Raw genomic sequence first — 14,078 nt, forward strand, 5'->3', positions numbered from 1 at the left:
GGGAATGTCATCCGGTATTGACTATATTAAAGTATTTTACTCATCTTCGAATTCATCAAGGAAATCCGGATCTAAATCTTCGAACTCATCATCATCAAAATCTGAGCCCCAGTCATCTTCACAGCGGCCATCTGGGCTTACAGCGACGCAAATTTTCGTTTCGCCAACGACCTCCACAAAGAATTCTCTTTCCACATGAACAATGATCTTTTGTCCACATGGGGAGATGGATGCTTCTAAACAATTCGGCTGTTGGACAGCTTGTGCTACGATTTCATGGTCATCATGACAATCTGGATCACGGTATTTTAGCGAAATCACGTCGGTATATTGTACTTTTTCAGTGACAACTTCCGTCTTTGAATTATGGTTATATGAATACCAAACGTTGATTTCGTAGCTGCCGTGAATTTCTACCTTTTTGCCGACTTTCTTGGCATCGTATTTATGGTTGATGATCCAACAACCTAGAATGCTAGAAGGATGATGAGCCGGGCAAATGGTGTGTGAGGACTTTGTGAATTTACGTCCCTTGGCCACCACCGCTTTAGTTATTATCTCTCTATATTGTGACATGCTAGCGAACCCTCCTCATACAGTTTCCATTCATCCTATGCGTGGTAAAAGTCTAGTGTGCGTAGAATTTTTAATATCTGAAAACTGCTGTAATGTTTAAATCTAGGTTATTTTATGCACCAGTTTTGGGATATGTGTCACGAATGGGCGCTGTATAAGGGTTTTTGAAACATAAAAAAGCCCTTCTGCATCCAGAAGGGCTTTCCGAAAATATTATGAACAACCTCCGCCACCAGCCTGTACCTTTGATCCTGTCTCACCACGAAGGATATCACCTTCAGTTGATTCAATTATCAAATCCGTCACCTTATTGGATACTTGCGAAGAAACCATTTGAAGAAGGTCGTTGACATCGACTTGGGATTGCTTGAACTCCTGGACGATTGGAAGCTCATCCAACTGCTTTTCAAGGGCATCGATTTTCGCCTGAACTTGCCCGTATGCTTTTTCTTTTCCATAATGTTGGAAGTTCACAGCTTGTTTTTGTAAGCTTTTGATACTGGCAATCATTTCACGTATCTTTTGGTTTTCATTAATATGAGCCTCAGCCCGTTTAAAGAAATCCACTTCTTCCGTGCTGGCAATCATTTCAGCTAGCTCTGCCGCTTTTGTTAAGATATCGTCTTTTGTATATTTTGTCATTTTAATCCACCTCTATCGCTGTCGCTTCTTCAACCATATCCCCATTCAATGACCATGTTTTCGTGTCGGTGATTTTCACCTTGACGATTTGGCCAATCGCGGACTTTGGTCCTTTGAAGTTCACTAGCTTATTTTTCGTAGTATACCCTGCTAATACATCTGGATTTTTCTTACTTTCACCTTCCACGAGAACTTCTACAATTTGCCCATTGTACTCTTTCATTTTCAAAGCACATGTTTCGTTCACAAGGGCATTTAAGCGTTGCAGACGTTCTTTTTTCACTTCCATCGGGACATTATCCTGCATTTTTGCTGCAGGCGTTCCTTCTCGCGGAGAGTAAATATACGTATAAGCAGCATCAAATCCAACTTCCCGGTATAAAGACATCGTTTCCTCGAAATGTTCTTCCGTTTCATTTGGATAACCGACAATAATATCCGTCGTTAAAGATGCACTAGGAATTGCTTCCCTAATTTTTCTAACAAGCTCTAAATATTGTTCACGCGTATATTTACGCGCCATGATTTTAAGCGTTTCCGTACTTCCCGATTGAACAGGAAGATGGATATGATCCACTAGGTTACCGCCTTTAGCAAGAACTTCAATCAAATGATCATCGAAGTCCCGGGGATGACTAGTAGTAAAGCGAATCCGCGGGATATCTATTTTACGGATTTCATCCATCAAGTCACCAAGACGATACTCCATGTCTGTAAAGTCTTTCCCATATGCATTCACATTTTGACCGAGGAGGGTGACTTCCTTGTAGCCCTGTGCTGCAAGATGACGAACTTCCTGAATGATGTCTTCGGGACGGCGACTCCTTTCTTTACCTCGTGTAAAAGGCACGATGCAATACGTACAGAATTTATCACAGCCGTACATAATATTGACCCATGCTTTTGTTTTCCCTTTACGTACTTTAGGAAGATTTTCGATTACATCCCCTTCTTTGGACCAAACTTCAATGACCATCTCTTTTGAAAGATACGCCTCATTTAGGATTTGTGGTAGTCGGTGGATGTTATGTGTACCAAAGATCATATCGACAAAATGATGTTTCTCAAGAATTCTTTTAACGACCGATTCTTCCTGGGACATACAGCCGCAGACGCCCAAAAGCAAATCTGGTTTTTCCAATTTAAGTGATTTTAAATGCCCTAGTTCCCCGAATACTTTATTCTCTGCATTTTCCCTTATTGCGCAAGTGTTCAGTAAAATGACATTCGCATCGTCGACTGTAGTGGTCGGTTGATATCCGAGTGCCGTAAAGATACCCGCCATGACTTCAGTATCGTGCTCATTCATTTGGCAACCGTATGTACGAATAAGAAATTTCTTACCTTCTCCCATTCCTCGGAATTGTTCAGGAATAGCAAAGTCATCATGGTATTCTACATTTTCTTTTCCTCGTTTTTTAGCATCCTTCAAGGAAGGCGGGATATAAACTGCCTGAAAGTACTTACTGTAATCCTTTTCGGATTTTTTGTCCGCTGGATTTTCATTCTGTACTTGTTGTAATTCTAATCTTTGTTTCTCGTTCATGTTAATCTCCTTTCAAAATAGTTAGTTTATTTATCATCCTAACTATTTCCAGACCCATCATGTTTACAATGATTTTTGTCCAATTCACCTTTAAAATCACCAGTAAATATTTGCTTTTAAGTGTGATATATCCACATTAACATAGTATAAAGCTTTTACCTGGAAGAAACAATCATTCTGTCGCTCCTTAAGCACTTGTTAGAAAAAATTCACAAAAAAGGTAATAAAATAATAAAAATAAACCCTGAATTTATTACCCAAAACTTTTTCACTACTATCGACAGTCTAGGTCTATCGTACATTTTCACTATATAGGACATAGTCCTATAACATCCTGTCCGCTCTTGAATAAGATATCTCGTACAACAAAAACAATTTAAGGAGTGACTTATATGTCATGTTCTGGAAATAACAATAATAATCACGATCATCATCGTAATAACGACGATAATAGCAGAATCGAAAGAGATTTCTGTCGTGCGGTGAGGGGTTGTCAAAGACGCGACAATGACCGCGACGACCGCCACAACGACAACAACAATCACCATCACCACCACCATCATCATAACAACAATAACAACAACTGTTGTTGTAGAAGAAATCGTTGTAATTTCTTCTCTTTCGGATGCTGTAACCGAGGAAACCGCTGCGGATGCAATAACGGTTTCTTCTAAGCCCTACTATTTAGGTAGCACCATCTTCTAGCGTGCTGTCTCCTCATTAGAACGCTTGGTTATTAACCACAAAAAAGGTTCACCCCAAATTTGGGGTGAACCTTTTCACGCTTACATAAATTCTTCAACAAGTTTATCAAAATGAGCTTGATCTAGAGTTAAATCAGACTTATTCAATGCTTCTTCTGCATAACCTGGAATTAATTCTTGATAAGAAGAACGTGAAGAATCTTGATAAATGATTCCTGTCACAAGACTGTCATGCTTCATCAACGTTTGCATGGCTTGTTCTTTATTTGTAGAATCATATCCTTCAATCATGCTTAATTTTGTTAGATTTTGTTTGAACCAATCATAGGTATTGATTTTGTTATACGTTACGCATGGAGAGAAAACATTAATAAAGGAGAATCCTTTATGATTGATTCCTGCTTCAATAATTGCAGTTAAGTCTTTTAAATCCGTCGAAAAGCTTTGAGCGACAAAAGTAGCACCAGCCGATAAAGCTAATTCCATCGGAGAGACAGCCCTCTCAATTGATCCTTCAGGGGTGGATTTTGTTTTAAACCCAGCAGCTGAACGTGGGGAAGTCTGTCCTTTTGTTAAACCATAAATTTGGTTATCCATGACAATATACGTAATATCGATATTACGACGAATGGCATGAATGGTATGTCCCATCCCGATTGCAAAACCATCTCCGTCTCCACCGGAAGCTATAACGGTCAACTCGCGGTTAGCCATTTTCAATCCTTGGGCAATCGGTAGCGAACGACCATGAATGCCATGGAAACCATAAGATTTGATGTAGCCTGAAATCCGACCTGAACAGCCGATTCCAGAAACCACAGCTAAGTTTTCCGGTTCTAAGCCTACGTTGGCTGCCGCACGCTGCATGGCAGCCTGAACGGAGAAATCCCCACAACCAGGACACCAATTAGGTTTTACATCATTTCGAAATTCTTTAAATGTTGCCATATTCGAACATCTCCTTGCATTGTGTGTGAATTTCATGCGGGAGGAATGGGTTGCCGTCATATTTTAGGATGCTTTTAATTTTATTTACATGCCCGACATTCATCTTGATAATATTAGCCAATTGTCCAGTCGCATTATTTTCAATTACTACTACTTTCTTAGCTGATTGCACTAAAGAAAGAACTTCATCGGCAGGGAATGGATGAATCAAACGAACTTGTGCATGATTCACTTTTATTCCATCCGTTTCTAAACGGCCGATTGCTTCATCTATCGTTCCACGGGTAGAGTTAAACCCTAGGATTAATAAGTCAGCCTCTTCGTGTGGTGCATTCTTGTAAACGGGTGTATTGAATGTGTTCGCTAAATTGCTAAGCTTACGCATCCGCTTATCCATTTGTGCTACACGATTTGCAGCTGATTCAGAAGGCTTCCCTGTTTCATCATGCTCTACACCCGTAACATGGTGAATTCCGTTTTTCATGCCTGGAACGACACGAGGAGAAACTCCATCTTCTGTTACTTCATAGCGCTTGAAATATGTTTTTTCTTGAGGGCCTTCTATTTCCGTGTCCAAAAGTTTACCACGTCTGATTTCCACTTTACTGTAATCTAGCGGTTGCACGGTCTGCTTACCCAATGATAGCTGTAAATCGGATAAAATGATAACCGGACATTGGTATTCCTCAGCAAGATTGAAGGCTTCAGCCGTATCATAAAAGGCTTCCTCAACCGTACTTGGGGCCATGACGATTTTCGGTATTTCTCCGTGCGTCCCATAAATCATCGCCATTAAGTCAGATTGTTCTTGTTTCGTTGGAAGTCCGGTAGAAGGACCGCCACGTTGTGTATCTACAATAACAATCGGAGTTTCTGTGATTCCCGCTAAACCGATTGCTTCCATTTTCAATGAAAGACCTGGTCCGGCAGAAGCTGTAATAGCACGAACACCACCGTAGTTAGCCCCGATTGCCATCGTAGCTGCAGCGATTTCGTCTTCCGTCTGAATGACGGTACCACCCACTTTAGGCAGTTTCTTGATTAAATACTCCATGATTTCCGAGGCTGGCGTAATCGGATAAGCAGCCATAAATCGACATCCACCGGCAACTGCACCTAGTGCGATTGCGTCGTTACCAATCATGAATAAACGTTTTTGACCATCCGCTTTTTCAAGTTCCATAGCGCCCACTTTTTCACCAAGCAATACTTCCATGGCCTTATAACCAGCAGTAATCGCATCCATGTTCTTTTTAACGATTTCTTCACCTTTACGGCCGAAGATTTCATCAACAACATCATTGAACACGGAGATTTCCATGCCAAGTACAGCACAGGTAGCTCCGATTGCCACCATGTTTTTCATTAAAGAAGTACCCAATTCAGATGCAATTTCCGTAAATGGGACTATATATAACTCTGCCTTTGTATCTTCAGGGCAGACAGGTTTAAATTTTGCATCAGCGATAATGATGCCGCCTTCGTGTAGTTCTTTATAATTGACGTCTATTGTTTCTTGATCGAAAGCAACTAAGATGTCTAAATCATCTGAGATAGCACGAGTTTCAGAAGTACTTACACGAATCTTATTATTCGTGTGTCCTCCCTTTATTCGAGATGAGAAATGACGGTAGCCATACAAGTAATAACCTAAGCGATTGAGGGCAATACAGAATATTTCTCCTGTACTTTCAATACCTTCACCTTGTTGTCCGCCAACTTTCCATGAAAGTTGATTGATCATGTCTTACACTCCTTTAGAACGTTCGTATATAACTGCTATTTACCTGTACCTCTCTTCAGAACGTTCAATATGTAAATAATCGTTCTATGACAGAAAAGGTGTACTAAACGCTTTCAATTCTATCGGTTAAATACATAAATTGCAACCTTTTTGCTTTTATTTTTTATATTTTCAGAATATTCAATCCTATCTACAAAATCAGAATAAAAACACCATTTCGCCCTATCCTTTTTTTATCGAGGATAATGACGAATGAAATTTTCAAAAAGAATGCCTTTTACGAATTCTGTGGAATAGAGCCTATCAAGTTCATCAATTAAATTTTGGTAATTGCTATAAGAGACCAAGTCATCGACCATCTCTTCTATGCCATCGAAATCCGATCCAAAACCAATTTGTTTTTCTCCACCTAAACTACAAATATGTTCAATATGATTGATAACGTCTTTTATGGACGCGGATTTACCTTGTGATAAAAATTGAGGAACAAATGTCACCCCAATAGTCCCATTCTTTTTTAGGAGAGCCTTTATTTGGCTGTCTTTCAGATTCCTTGGATGTGGGCATAAACGATAGGCGTTCGAATGGGAAGCAATCGGAAAGTCAGCTATTTCTATGGTGTCCCAAAACCCAGATTCCGATAGGTGGGAAAGATCGCACCATATCGACTGCACATTCAATAATGCCACCACATCCGTTCCAAATCTCGTCAGCCCGCCTCCTCTTTTTTCTAAAACTCCGTCGGCTACCAGATTGGCATAATTCCATGTTAATCCTACCGAAGTAACCCCCAGCTGAAGGAGGGTTTTCATCTTTAATACATCATCCCCGATGCAATCACAGCCTTCTAATGTCAGCAAAGCTCCTATCTCTTTTTCACCCAGTGAATCGATATCTTTCTTTGACCTTATAAATTTCATTTCAGGTTCAGCCAGGATTTTTTTGTGAAAGATATCCACCATCGCCAAGGCAGCCTGAAATCTCATATCCGAATGGACTTGTTCAGGAATGTATATCGCAAAGCATTGGACCTTTCCACCTGAAACCATAAGTTTACGCTTCGTTATATGTAACTTATCGCTGTCCACAAAGGAAATATCCGGATCTATAAACAATTTCATCAAAACATCACAATGCGCATCAAAAATCACCCATCCAATCCCCCTTCTCTCCCTTTCTTATTCGTCACATACAAAAAATAACCTGCTCGCCATCCGACAAACAGGCATAAACTTATGAATTTATCTTGGTTCAACGATTAGCTTAATTGCCGTACGCTCTTCGCCATCAATGAGAATATCCGTAAAGGCAGGAATACAAATCAAGTCGACTCCACTAGGTGCGACAAATCCTCTTGCGATTGCTACTGCCTTAACGGCTTGATTTAACGCACCTGCACCAATTGCTTGAATTTCTGCGGTTCCTCTTTCTCTGAGAACCCCCGCCAGTGCGCCTGCTACAGAATTAGGATTAGATTTTGCTGAAACCTTTAATATTTCCATTCCTAGTCCTCCTTGTTTTCCCTGCCGATTATAACTTGGCTCAATAGTTATAACACTTTCCACTGCTACTATATTCAGCTAGTAAAACTTGTATGACAAAGAAAACCAGGATTGTCCAACAACAGATTTTAGATTCCCTATTAGGAGACCTTACTTAACTTTTTCTCTCATTGAATCCTTCGTGTGAAAATCACGTAGCTTTTATAAAGAAAAATGGACAATCAGCCACGACTGATGTCCATTTAAGTTAGTTATAAAACGGGTTATCTTCGTTTATCAGTATTCGCTCAATGTTTACCGCCTTGCCTGACTTTTCATCAATATCTATTAATACAGCACTTAATAAGGAACGGCCAGCTTTAGGTACTTCAAATCGCACAGGGAGGCTCGTCAAGAACTTATGGATGACAGCCTCTCTTTCCATTCCCAGAATGCCGTCATAAGGCCCTGTCATCCCTACGTCCGATACATAAGCTGTACCTTGTGGTAAAACCCGGTTATCAGCTGTTTGGACATGTGTATGTGTGCCTACCACCGCTGTCACCTTCCCATCAAGGTACCAGCCCATTGCTTGTTTTTCACTTGTAGCTTCACCATGGAAGTCGACAAAAATGATAGGTGTCCTTTTTTGGGCTTCCAGAACGAGCTCTTCCGCTTTTCGGAAAGGACAATCCAATGCCGGCATGAATGTCCGGGCCTGTAGATTGATGATAGCGATTTCCTGGTGATCTAGCGCTATATACTTCAGCCCCTCACCCGGGGCACCCATGGGAAAGTTGGCTGGACGAACAAGATATTCCGCTTCATCAATAAACGAAAAAATATCTCGATTATCCCATGTATGATTTCCCATTGTTACGGCCTGCGCGCCCCACTCCAGAAAACTGCGATAAATCTTTTCCGTAATTCCCCGGCCTCCTGCAGCATTCTCACCATTTATTACCGTGATGTGCGGGTGATATTTTTCTTTAAGTCTTGGGAGGTATTCTTTAACCATATCACGGCCCGGTGCCCCCACTACATCTCCTATAAATAACAATTTCATACTAAAACCCTTTCCTATATACATTTCACTTATTTCGTATAACTGGTTGATTGCACAGACATCCTCAAAAAAGTTCATACAAAAAATGAAAACGAAGTGGTTTTCACCACTTCGTTTTCCAAGCCAAATCATTTGGCATATTCTACCGCTCTTGTTTCACGGATTACTGTTACTTTTATATGACCTGGGTAATCAAGCTCTTCTTCAATCCGTTTCCGGATGTCACGAGCAAGTTTATGAGCCGAAAGATCATCTATTTGTTCTGGTTTCACTAGAATCCGCACTTCACGTCCGGCTTGAATCGCGAAGGATTTTTCCACTCCATCATAGGATTCGGATATCTCTTCAAGTTTTTCAAGTCTTCTAATGTAATTTTCCAGCGTTTCACTTCGTGCACCTGGTCTTGCAGCTGATAAGGCATCAGCGGCCGCTACAAGCACCGAAATAATGGATGTTGGCTCTGTGTCACCATGATGTGAAGCGATGCTGTTGATGACAGTTGGATGTTCCTTATACTTAGTCGCTAATTCAACGCCGATTTCAACGTGACTACCTTCCACTTCGTGGTCAATTGCTTTCCCAATATCATGTAATAAACCGGCACGGCGGGCAAGTACTTCGTCCTCACCAAGCTCAGCTGCCAATAATCCTGAAAGTTGGGCCACTTCAATAGAATGTTTCAGTACGTTTTGACCATAGCTTGTACGGAACTTCAAACGACCAAGAATCTTGATAAGATCTGGATGAAGCCCGTGAACACCCACTTCGAAAGTTGTTTGTTCACCAATTTCACGAATATGTTCATCTACCTCACGTCTTGCCTTATCAACCATTTCTTCAATACGAGCCGGATGAATCCGTCCGTCCTGAACTAGTTTTTCAAGAGCCAAACGTGCTGTTTCCCGTCGAATTGGATCAAATCCAGATAGGATGACTGCCTCAGGAGTATCATCAATGATAAGATCAATACCCGTTAGCGTTTCAAGTGTTCGGATATTTCGGCCCTCACGTCCGATTATCCGTCCCTTCATTTCATCATTTGGAAGATTCACTACAGAAACGGTGGTTTCTGCAACATGATCAGCCGCACAACGCTGAATGGCTAGAGATAAGACTTCTTTCGCCTTTTTATCAGCTTCTTCTTTGGCGCGGGTATCACTTTCTTTAATCATAACTGCTACATCATGAGCAAGCTCATTTTCTGTTCGATCTATAATGATCGATTTAGCTTCTTCACGAGTCAAACCAGAGACACGTTCAAGCTCCGTTTGTTGCTTACGTACCGTCTCGTCCACTTTGCTTTCCATCTCTTCAATATGCTGTTGTCTTTGGTTAAGAGACTCCTCTTTTCTCTCTAAAAGGCTTTCACGTTTATCCAACGTTTCATCCTTCCGATCAAGATTCTCTTCTCTTTGCAATAATCGATTTTCTTGTTTTTGTAATTCGTTCCTTCTTTCACGGGATTCCCGATCGGACTCAGAACGAACCTTGTGAATTTCATCTTTTGCTTCCAACAAGGCTTCTTTTTTAAGCGCTTCCGCTTCACGTTTTGCATCCTCAAGGATATGTTCAGCAGAGCCCTTTGCCCCTGCTATTTTACTCTCAAATTTTGATTTGTGAATAAAATAACCAACAACTGCACCGACGATTAGGCCAAGCAAAGTGAAGATGATTGTCATGGGTTCCATCGTTTCACCTCCCCTTGCTATGAACTTTTACATAAAATGTTGAACTGTCGGCAAGTACATTGCACATAAATTCAATATACAGCTCTTAATTTTCAAAATTTTAGTTTGAAAAATTGTAAAATATACATATTAATTGTATAGTTGAGAATTTTTATTGTCAAGCCTTTGTCCCTTATGTATCAAGGTTTATTCTCGTTTTATTACTATGCATAGCAATTATGTATCAGTTTAACATAATTGAGGGCTGCAAAACCGCTTTAATTTTTGCAATTTTTCCATTTCAACGATCTTAAGGAATATAGAAAAGGCCTAAGCATAATTAGCTTAGGTCCTTTCCTACCATCAATCAAGTAGTTCAAGATGCTCCTCTTCAGCCTCTTTCGGGAGCTCAAACTCTCCATCTAGATTATAATGGTCCCTGATTTTTTGTGAGATTTCCTTAGCGATGTCCTGATTTTCTTTCAAGAACAATTTCGCATTTTCCCTACCTTGTCCCACACGCTCATCATTGTATGAATACCACGAACCACTTTTTAGGACGATATCCAGGTCTGCACCCATATCAATGATTTCGCCTTCCTGTGAGATTCCCTGACCATACATGATATCGACTTCCGCTTGACGGAAAGGTGGAGCTACTTTATTTTTAACGACTTTAATCTTTGTTTTATTACCAACGATTTCATTACCTTGTTTTAATTGTTCAGCACGACGCACTTCAAGACGAACAGTCGAATAGAACTTCAAGGCACGACCACCCGGAGTCGTTTCTGGATTCCCAAACATAATCCCGATCTTTTCACGAATCTGGTTAATGAAAATCGCAATGGTATTTGATTTATTGATAGCACCAGAAAGTTTTCTAAGGGCCTGTGACATCATACGGGCTTGAAGACCCATATGGGAATCTCCCATTTCTCCTTCGATTTCCGCTTTAGGAACAAGTGCTGCTACGGAGTCGATAACAATAATATCCACCGCACCACTTCTCACTAACGCTTCCGCAATCTCAAGGGCTTGTTCACCAGTATCAGGCTGTGAAAGCAACAATTCATCAATATTCACGCCAAGTTTTTCAGAATATGCTGGATCCAAGGCATGCTCAGCATCAATAAATGCAGCTGTTCCGCCAGTCTTTTGCACCTCTGCTATTGCATGCAAGGCAACAGTCGTTTTACCTGAACTCTCCGGTCCGTATATCTCAATGACACGGCCTCTCGGATAGCCACCTACTCCCAATGCTACATCCAACGCTAGAGACCCACTCGAAATCGTTGAGATTCTTCGATCGGACTGTTCTCCAAGTTTCATTACAGAACCTTTACCAAATTGTTTCTCAATTTGTTTTAACGCCATATCTAAAGCCGCTTGACGATCACTACTCACTTAAGTTCCTCCTCTATATTCAAATAATCGGCAGTCCGATTAAAGATGTTCTTACGTTAGCCATTCTTTGAGGACAAGGTCAATATCTTGTCTCAAAACCTATCTTAACTATATACTCTTTTTGCTATTTTGCCAAGCAAAAAGTCGAACATTCATTCGTTTTTTTCTTTTGGTTAAATCTTTATGAAAAAGTATTTTGTCTACGTGATTTTATCTTTTTCTATAAGATATCCGCTAATAAAATGCCTTTTTATTGAATAAACTGTTTTCTTCTTTTCCCTAATTCGACAAAATGAAAACTTCTAAGACATAAAAAACAGAGCCTTTTGAGCTCTGCTTTTATGTCGCTTATAAACCCCGTAATAAATAATGGCAACCATATTTTACACTTCTTACTCGGTTTTGCGCCCTGCTTCCAGATAAATTCAACTCTTCAAAGCGAGTGTCCCCACCCCGTAAGGAAATGCCAATGAATACAGTACCCACTGGTTTCCCTTCTTGTTCATCGGGTCCTGCCACTCCAGTAAAACTGATACCTACATCTGCATCAAGCTTCTCCCGTACCTTAGAGGCCATTTCCATGGCACACTCTCCGCTCACGACGCCATGAGTTGAAATGGTTCCTTCGCTTACGCCTAGCACATCCGCCTTTGCATCGTTTGTATAGCTGACAATACCGCCTTTGAACACTTTTCCAGCACCTGGTATGGTCGTTAACTGTTCTTGAAACATTCCACCGGTCAAACTTTCCGCCGCCGCGATCGTTAGCTTACGGACCGTTAATTCTTTAACCAGTTCTTTTATCAGCGATGTATTATCACTTCCATAATAATATTGACCGACCCGACTAAGGATTTCCTTCTCCGCTCCCAAAATAAGCTCTTCACACTTTTCTTTAGACGATTCTTTTGCTGTAATCCTTAAAGTCACTTCCCCTTCAGCTGCAAGTGGGGCAATGGTTGGATTGGTTTGGTCTACGAGAAGATCTTCTATCACCGTTTCCAGCTCCGCTTCCCCTATTCCGTAGAAACGAAGAACCTTCGAATCAATTCGTTCATGCTTTTCAAGCCTTTTCATGATTGCTTCATATCCGTAGTTTAAGAACATCGGTTCCATTTCGCTTGGTGGACCAGGAAGCAGCATATATGTGATTCCCGATTTAGCCAAGACCATTCCGGGTGCCATGCCATGGTCGTTTGGCAATACATCACAGCCTTCCAAGACAAGAGCCTGCTTCTTATTATTTTCAGTCATTGGACGACCGCGCTTTTGAAAGTACGCTTCTATGGATTGTAGTGCATCCTCATCAAAAACGAGCTTTTTCCCAATGTGGCGAGAAATTGTCTCCTTCGTTAAATCATCCTTCGTTGGACCAAGGCCACCAGTAAAGACAATTAAGTTAGCCCGTGACTCAGCAATCTCTATGGCTTGTTGCAGACGGCGGTCATTATCTCCGACGACAGTATGGTAAAAAACATTGACACCCATTTCAGCAAACTGTTGCGATAAAAACCTTCCGTTTGTATTGTTAATTTGCCCCAATAGAAGTTCAGAGCCTACTGCAATGATTTCTGCATCCATATCAACGACCCCTTCGTTACTTAGAATTAATGAAAGCTTGCTTGTTTTTCACAAAATAATCGGCCCCAGACCATATTGTAAAGATTAACGCAATCCATAGAGCGATATTGGCAAATGGAAGCGAAATAAAAGCAAAGGGCAGGTTATGAAGCAATAAAGCAGATATTGAGACAATTTGTGCCCATGTTTTAATTTTACCCAATTGGTTGGCCGCGACCACTTCACCCGTACCGGCTAAAACCAGGCGTAAACCAGTAACGGCAAATTCCCGACTGATAATGACGATGGCAATCCAGGACTGGCCATACATTAAATTTAAGTCAACTAAAACAATCAATGCTGCCGAAACAAGTAATTTATCGGCCAACGGGTCTAAAAACTTCCCTAAATCAGTAACCAAATTATATTTTCTTGCAAAATGACCATCAATCCAATCCGTAGTAGAAGCTATGATGAAAAGTATAGCCCCCGCTAGATGCGCCACCGGCAATGTATACTCTCCCCAAGTAAGTGTTCCCCAAGAAAAAGGTACGAGCATGATGATTAAAAAAACTGGAATTAGACAGATTCTTGCTACTGTAATCTTATTAGGCAGATTCAAACTTTTAACCTCCAAAATATACGCTTGCTTTTAGGCAATGCGCTTTCCATCATTGTAATGTGGCCAATGGCCAAGTTTACCTATGTATAATTTACCTCAAAATCATTGATGTATG

Annotated in this window: 13 protein-coding genes; 1 reads left to right on the plus strand and 12 read right to left on the minus strand. The window is 40.8% G+C overall.

Annotated features, from left to right (window positions below; translation table 11 throughout):
• Positions 1-36 precede the first annotated feature (36 nt).
• From ACQKL0_RS03760 to miaB, 3 genes are all read right to left on the minus strand, one after another.
• Positions 37-576 (minus strand): outer spore coat protein CotE, encoded by a 540-nt coding sequence (locus ACQKL0_RS03760; RefSeq protein ID WP_402868478.1) that lies wholly within the window; start codon positions 574-576, stop codon positions 37-39.
• Positions 577-789: 213 nt separating this feature from the next.
• A complete protein-coding gene (locus tag ACQKL0_RS03765; RefSeq protein WP_402868476.1) occupies positions 790-1,218 on the minus strand; it encodes a RicAFT regulatory complex protein RicA family protein in 429 nt (142 codons plus the stop codon).
• Between the two features lies 1 nt (position 1,219).
• Positions 1,220-2,764: a tRNA (N6-isopentenyl adenosine(37)-C2)-methylthiotransferase MiaB gene (gene miaB, locus ACQKL0_RS03770; RefSeq protein ID WP_402868474.1), complete on the minus strand. Its 1,545-nt coding sequence runs from the start codon at positions 2,762-2,764 to the stop codon at positions 1,220-1,222.
• 507 nt (positions 2,765-3,271) lie between these two features.
• Between miaB and ACQKL0_RS03775 the strand changes: the two genes are divergently transcribed.
• Entirely contained in the window at positions 3,272-3,469 is a 198-nt protein-coding gene (locus ACQKL0_RS03775; protein ID WP_427686364.1) for a hypothetical protein, read from the plus strand.
• A gap of 80 nt (positions 3,470-3,549) precedes the next feature.
• On the opposite strand, the gene ACQKL0_RS03780 is transcribed toward ACQKL0_RS03775, so the two are convergent.
• The 9 genes from ACQKL0_RS03780 to pgsA form a co-directional block, all read right to left on the minus strand.
• Entirely contained in the window at positions 3,550-4,416 is an 867-nt protein-coding gene (locus ACQKL0_RS03780; protein ID WP_402868470.1) for a 2-oxoacid:ferredoxin oxidoreductase subunit beta, read from the minus strand.
• A complete protein-coding gene (locus ACQKL0_RS03785) occupies positions 4,403-6,160 on the minus strand; it encodes a 2-oxoacid:acceptor oxidoreductase subunit alpha (protein WP_402868468.1) in 1,758 nt (585 codons plus the stop codon). Before ACQKL0_RS03785 ends, ACQKL0_RS03780 begins: the two co-directional genes overlap by 14 nt.
• 233 nt (positions 6,161-6,393) lie before the next feature.
• On the minus strand, positions 6,394-7,311 hold the full coding sequence (locus ACQKL0_RS03790; RefSeq protein WP_427686366.1) for a dipeptidase: 918 nt from the start codon (positions 7,309-7,311) through the stop codon (positions 6,394-6,396).
• A gap of 90 nt (positions 7,312-7,401) precedes the next feature.
• Positions 7,402-7,662 carry a stage V sporulation protein SpoVS gene (gene spoVS, locus ACQKL0_RS03795; RefSeq protein ID WP_191095538.1) on the minus strand — a complete coding sequence of 87 codons (261 nt, stop codon included), beginning with the start codon at positions 7,660-7,662 and terminating at the stop codon, positions 7,402-7,404.
• Between the two features lie 247 nt (positions 7,663-7,909).
• Positions 7,910-8,707 (minus strand): TIGR00282 family metallophosphoesterase, encoded by a 798-nt coding sequence (locus tag ACQKL0_RS03800; protein ID WP_402868465.1) that lies wholly within the window; start codon positions 8,705-8,707, stop codon positions 7,910-7,912.
• A 128-nt stretch (positions 8,708-8,835) separates the two neighbouring features.
• Complete coding sequence (gene rny, locus ACQKL0_RS03805; RefSeq protein WP_402868463.1) at positions 8,836-10,395, minus strand: ribonuclease Y; 1,560 nt, start codon at positions 10,393-10,395, stop codon at positions 8,836-8,838.
• A 342-nt stretch (positions 10,396-10,737) separates the two neighbouring features.
• On the minus strand, positions 10,738-11,781 hold the full coding sequence (gene recA / locus ACQKL0_RS03810) for a recombinase RecA (RefSeq protein WP_402868461.1): 1,044 nt from the start codon (positions 11,779-11,781) through the stop codon (positions 10,738-10,740).
• Between the two features lie 348 nt (positions 11,782-12,129).
• Positions 12,130-13,362 carry a competence/damage-inducible protein A gene (locus ACQKL0_RS03815; protein ID WP_402987995.1) on the minus strand — a complete coding sequence of 411 codons (1,233 nt, stop codon included), beginning with the start codon at positions 13,360-13,362 and terminating at the stop codon, positions 12,130-12,132.
• Between the two features lie 16 nt (positions 13,363-13,378).
• Complete coding sequence (gene pgsA, locus ACQKL0_RS03820) at positions 13,379-13,963, minus strand: CDP-diacylglycerol--glycerol-3-phosphate 3-phosphatidyltransferase (protein ID WP_402956357.1); 585 nt, start codon at positions 13,961-13,963, stop codon at positions 13,379-13,381.
• Between the last annotated feature and the right edge of the window lie 115 nt (positions 13,964-14,078).

Origin of the sequence: Peribacillus sp. NPDC097264, from assembly GCF_050277925.1 — a bacterium.
Taxonomy (GTDB): domain Bacteria; phylum Bacillota; class Bacilli; order Bacillales; family DSM-1321; genus Peribacillus.

Excerpts from the sequence above, each read along its gene's own strand:
- ACQKL0_RS03760 (WP_402868478.1), bottom strand. The coding sequence starts at position 576 with ATGTCACAATATAGAGAGATAATAACTAAAGCGGTGGTGGCCAAGGGA.
- ACQKL0_RS03765 (WP_402868476.1), bottom strand. The coding sequence starts at position 1,218 with ATGACAAAATATACAAAAGACGATATCTTAACAAAAGCGGCAGAGCTA.
- miaB (WP_402868474.1), bottom strand. The coding sequence starts at position 2,764 with ATGAACGAGAAACAAAGATTAGAATTACAACAAGTACAGAATGAAAAT.
- ACQKL0_RS03775 (WP_427686364.1), top strand. The coding sequence starts at position 3,272 with ATGACCGCGACGACCGCCACAACGACAACAACAATCACCATCACCACC.
- ACQKL0_RS03780 (WP_402868470.1), bottom strand. The coding sequence starts at position 4,416 with ATGGCAACATTTAAAGAATTTCGAAATGATGTAAAACCTAATTGGTGT.
- ACQKL0_RS03785 (WP_402868468.1), bottom strand. The coding sequence starts at position 6,160 with ATGATCAATCAACTTTCATGGAAAGTTGGCGGACAACAAGGTGAAGGT.
- spoVS (WP_191095538.1), bottom strand. The coding sequence starts at position 7,662 with ATGGAAATATTAAAGGTTTCAGCAAAATCTAATCCTAATTCTGTAGCA.
- ACQKL0_RS03800 (WP_402868465.1), bottom strand. The coding sequence starts at position 8,707 with ATGAAATTGTTATTTATAGGAGATGTAGTGGGGGCACCGGGCCGTGAT.
- rny (WP_402868463.1), bottom strand. The coding sequence starts at position 10,395 with ATGGAACCCATGACAATCATCTTCACTTTGCTTGGCCTAATCGTCGGT.
- ACQKL0_RS03815 (WP_402987995.1), bottom strand. The coding sequence starts at position 13,362 with ATGGATGCAGAAATCATTGCAGTAGGCTCTGAACTTCTATTGGGGCAA.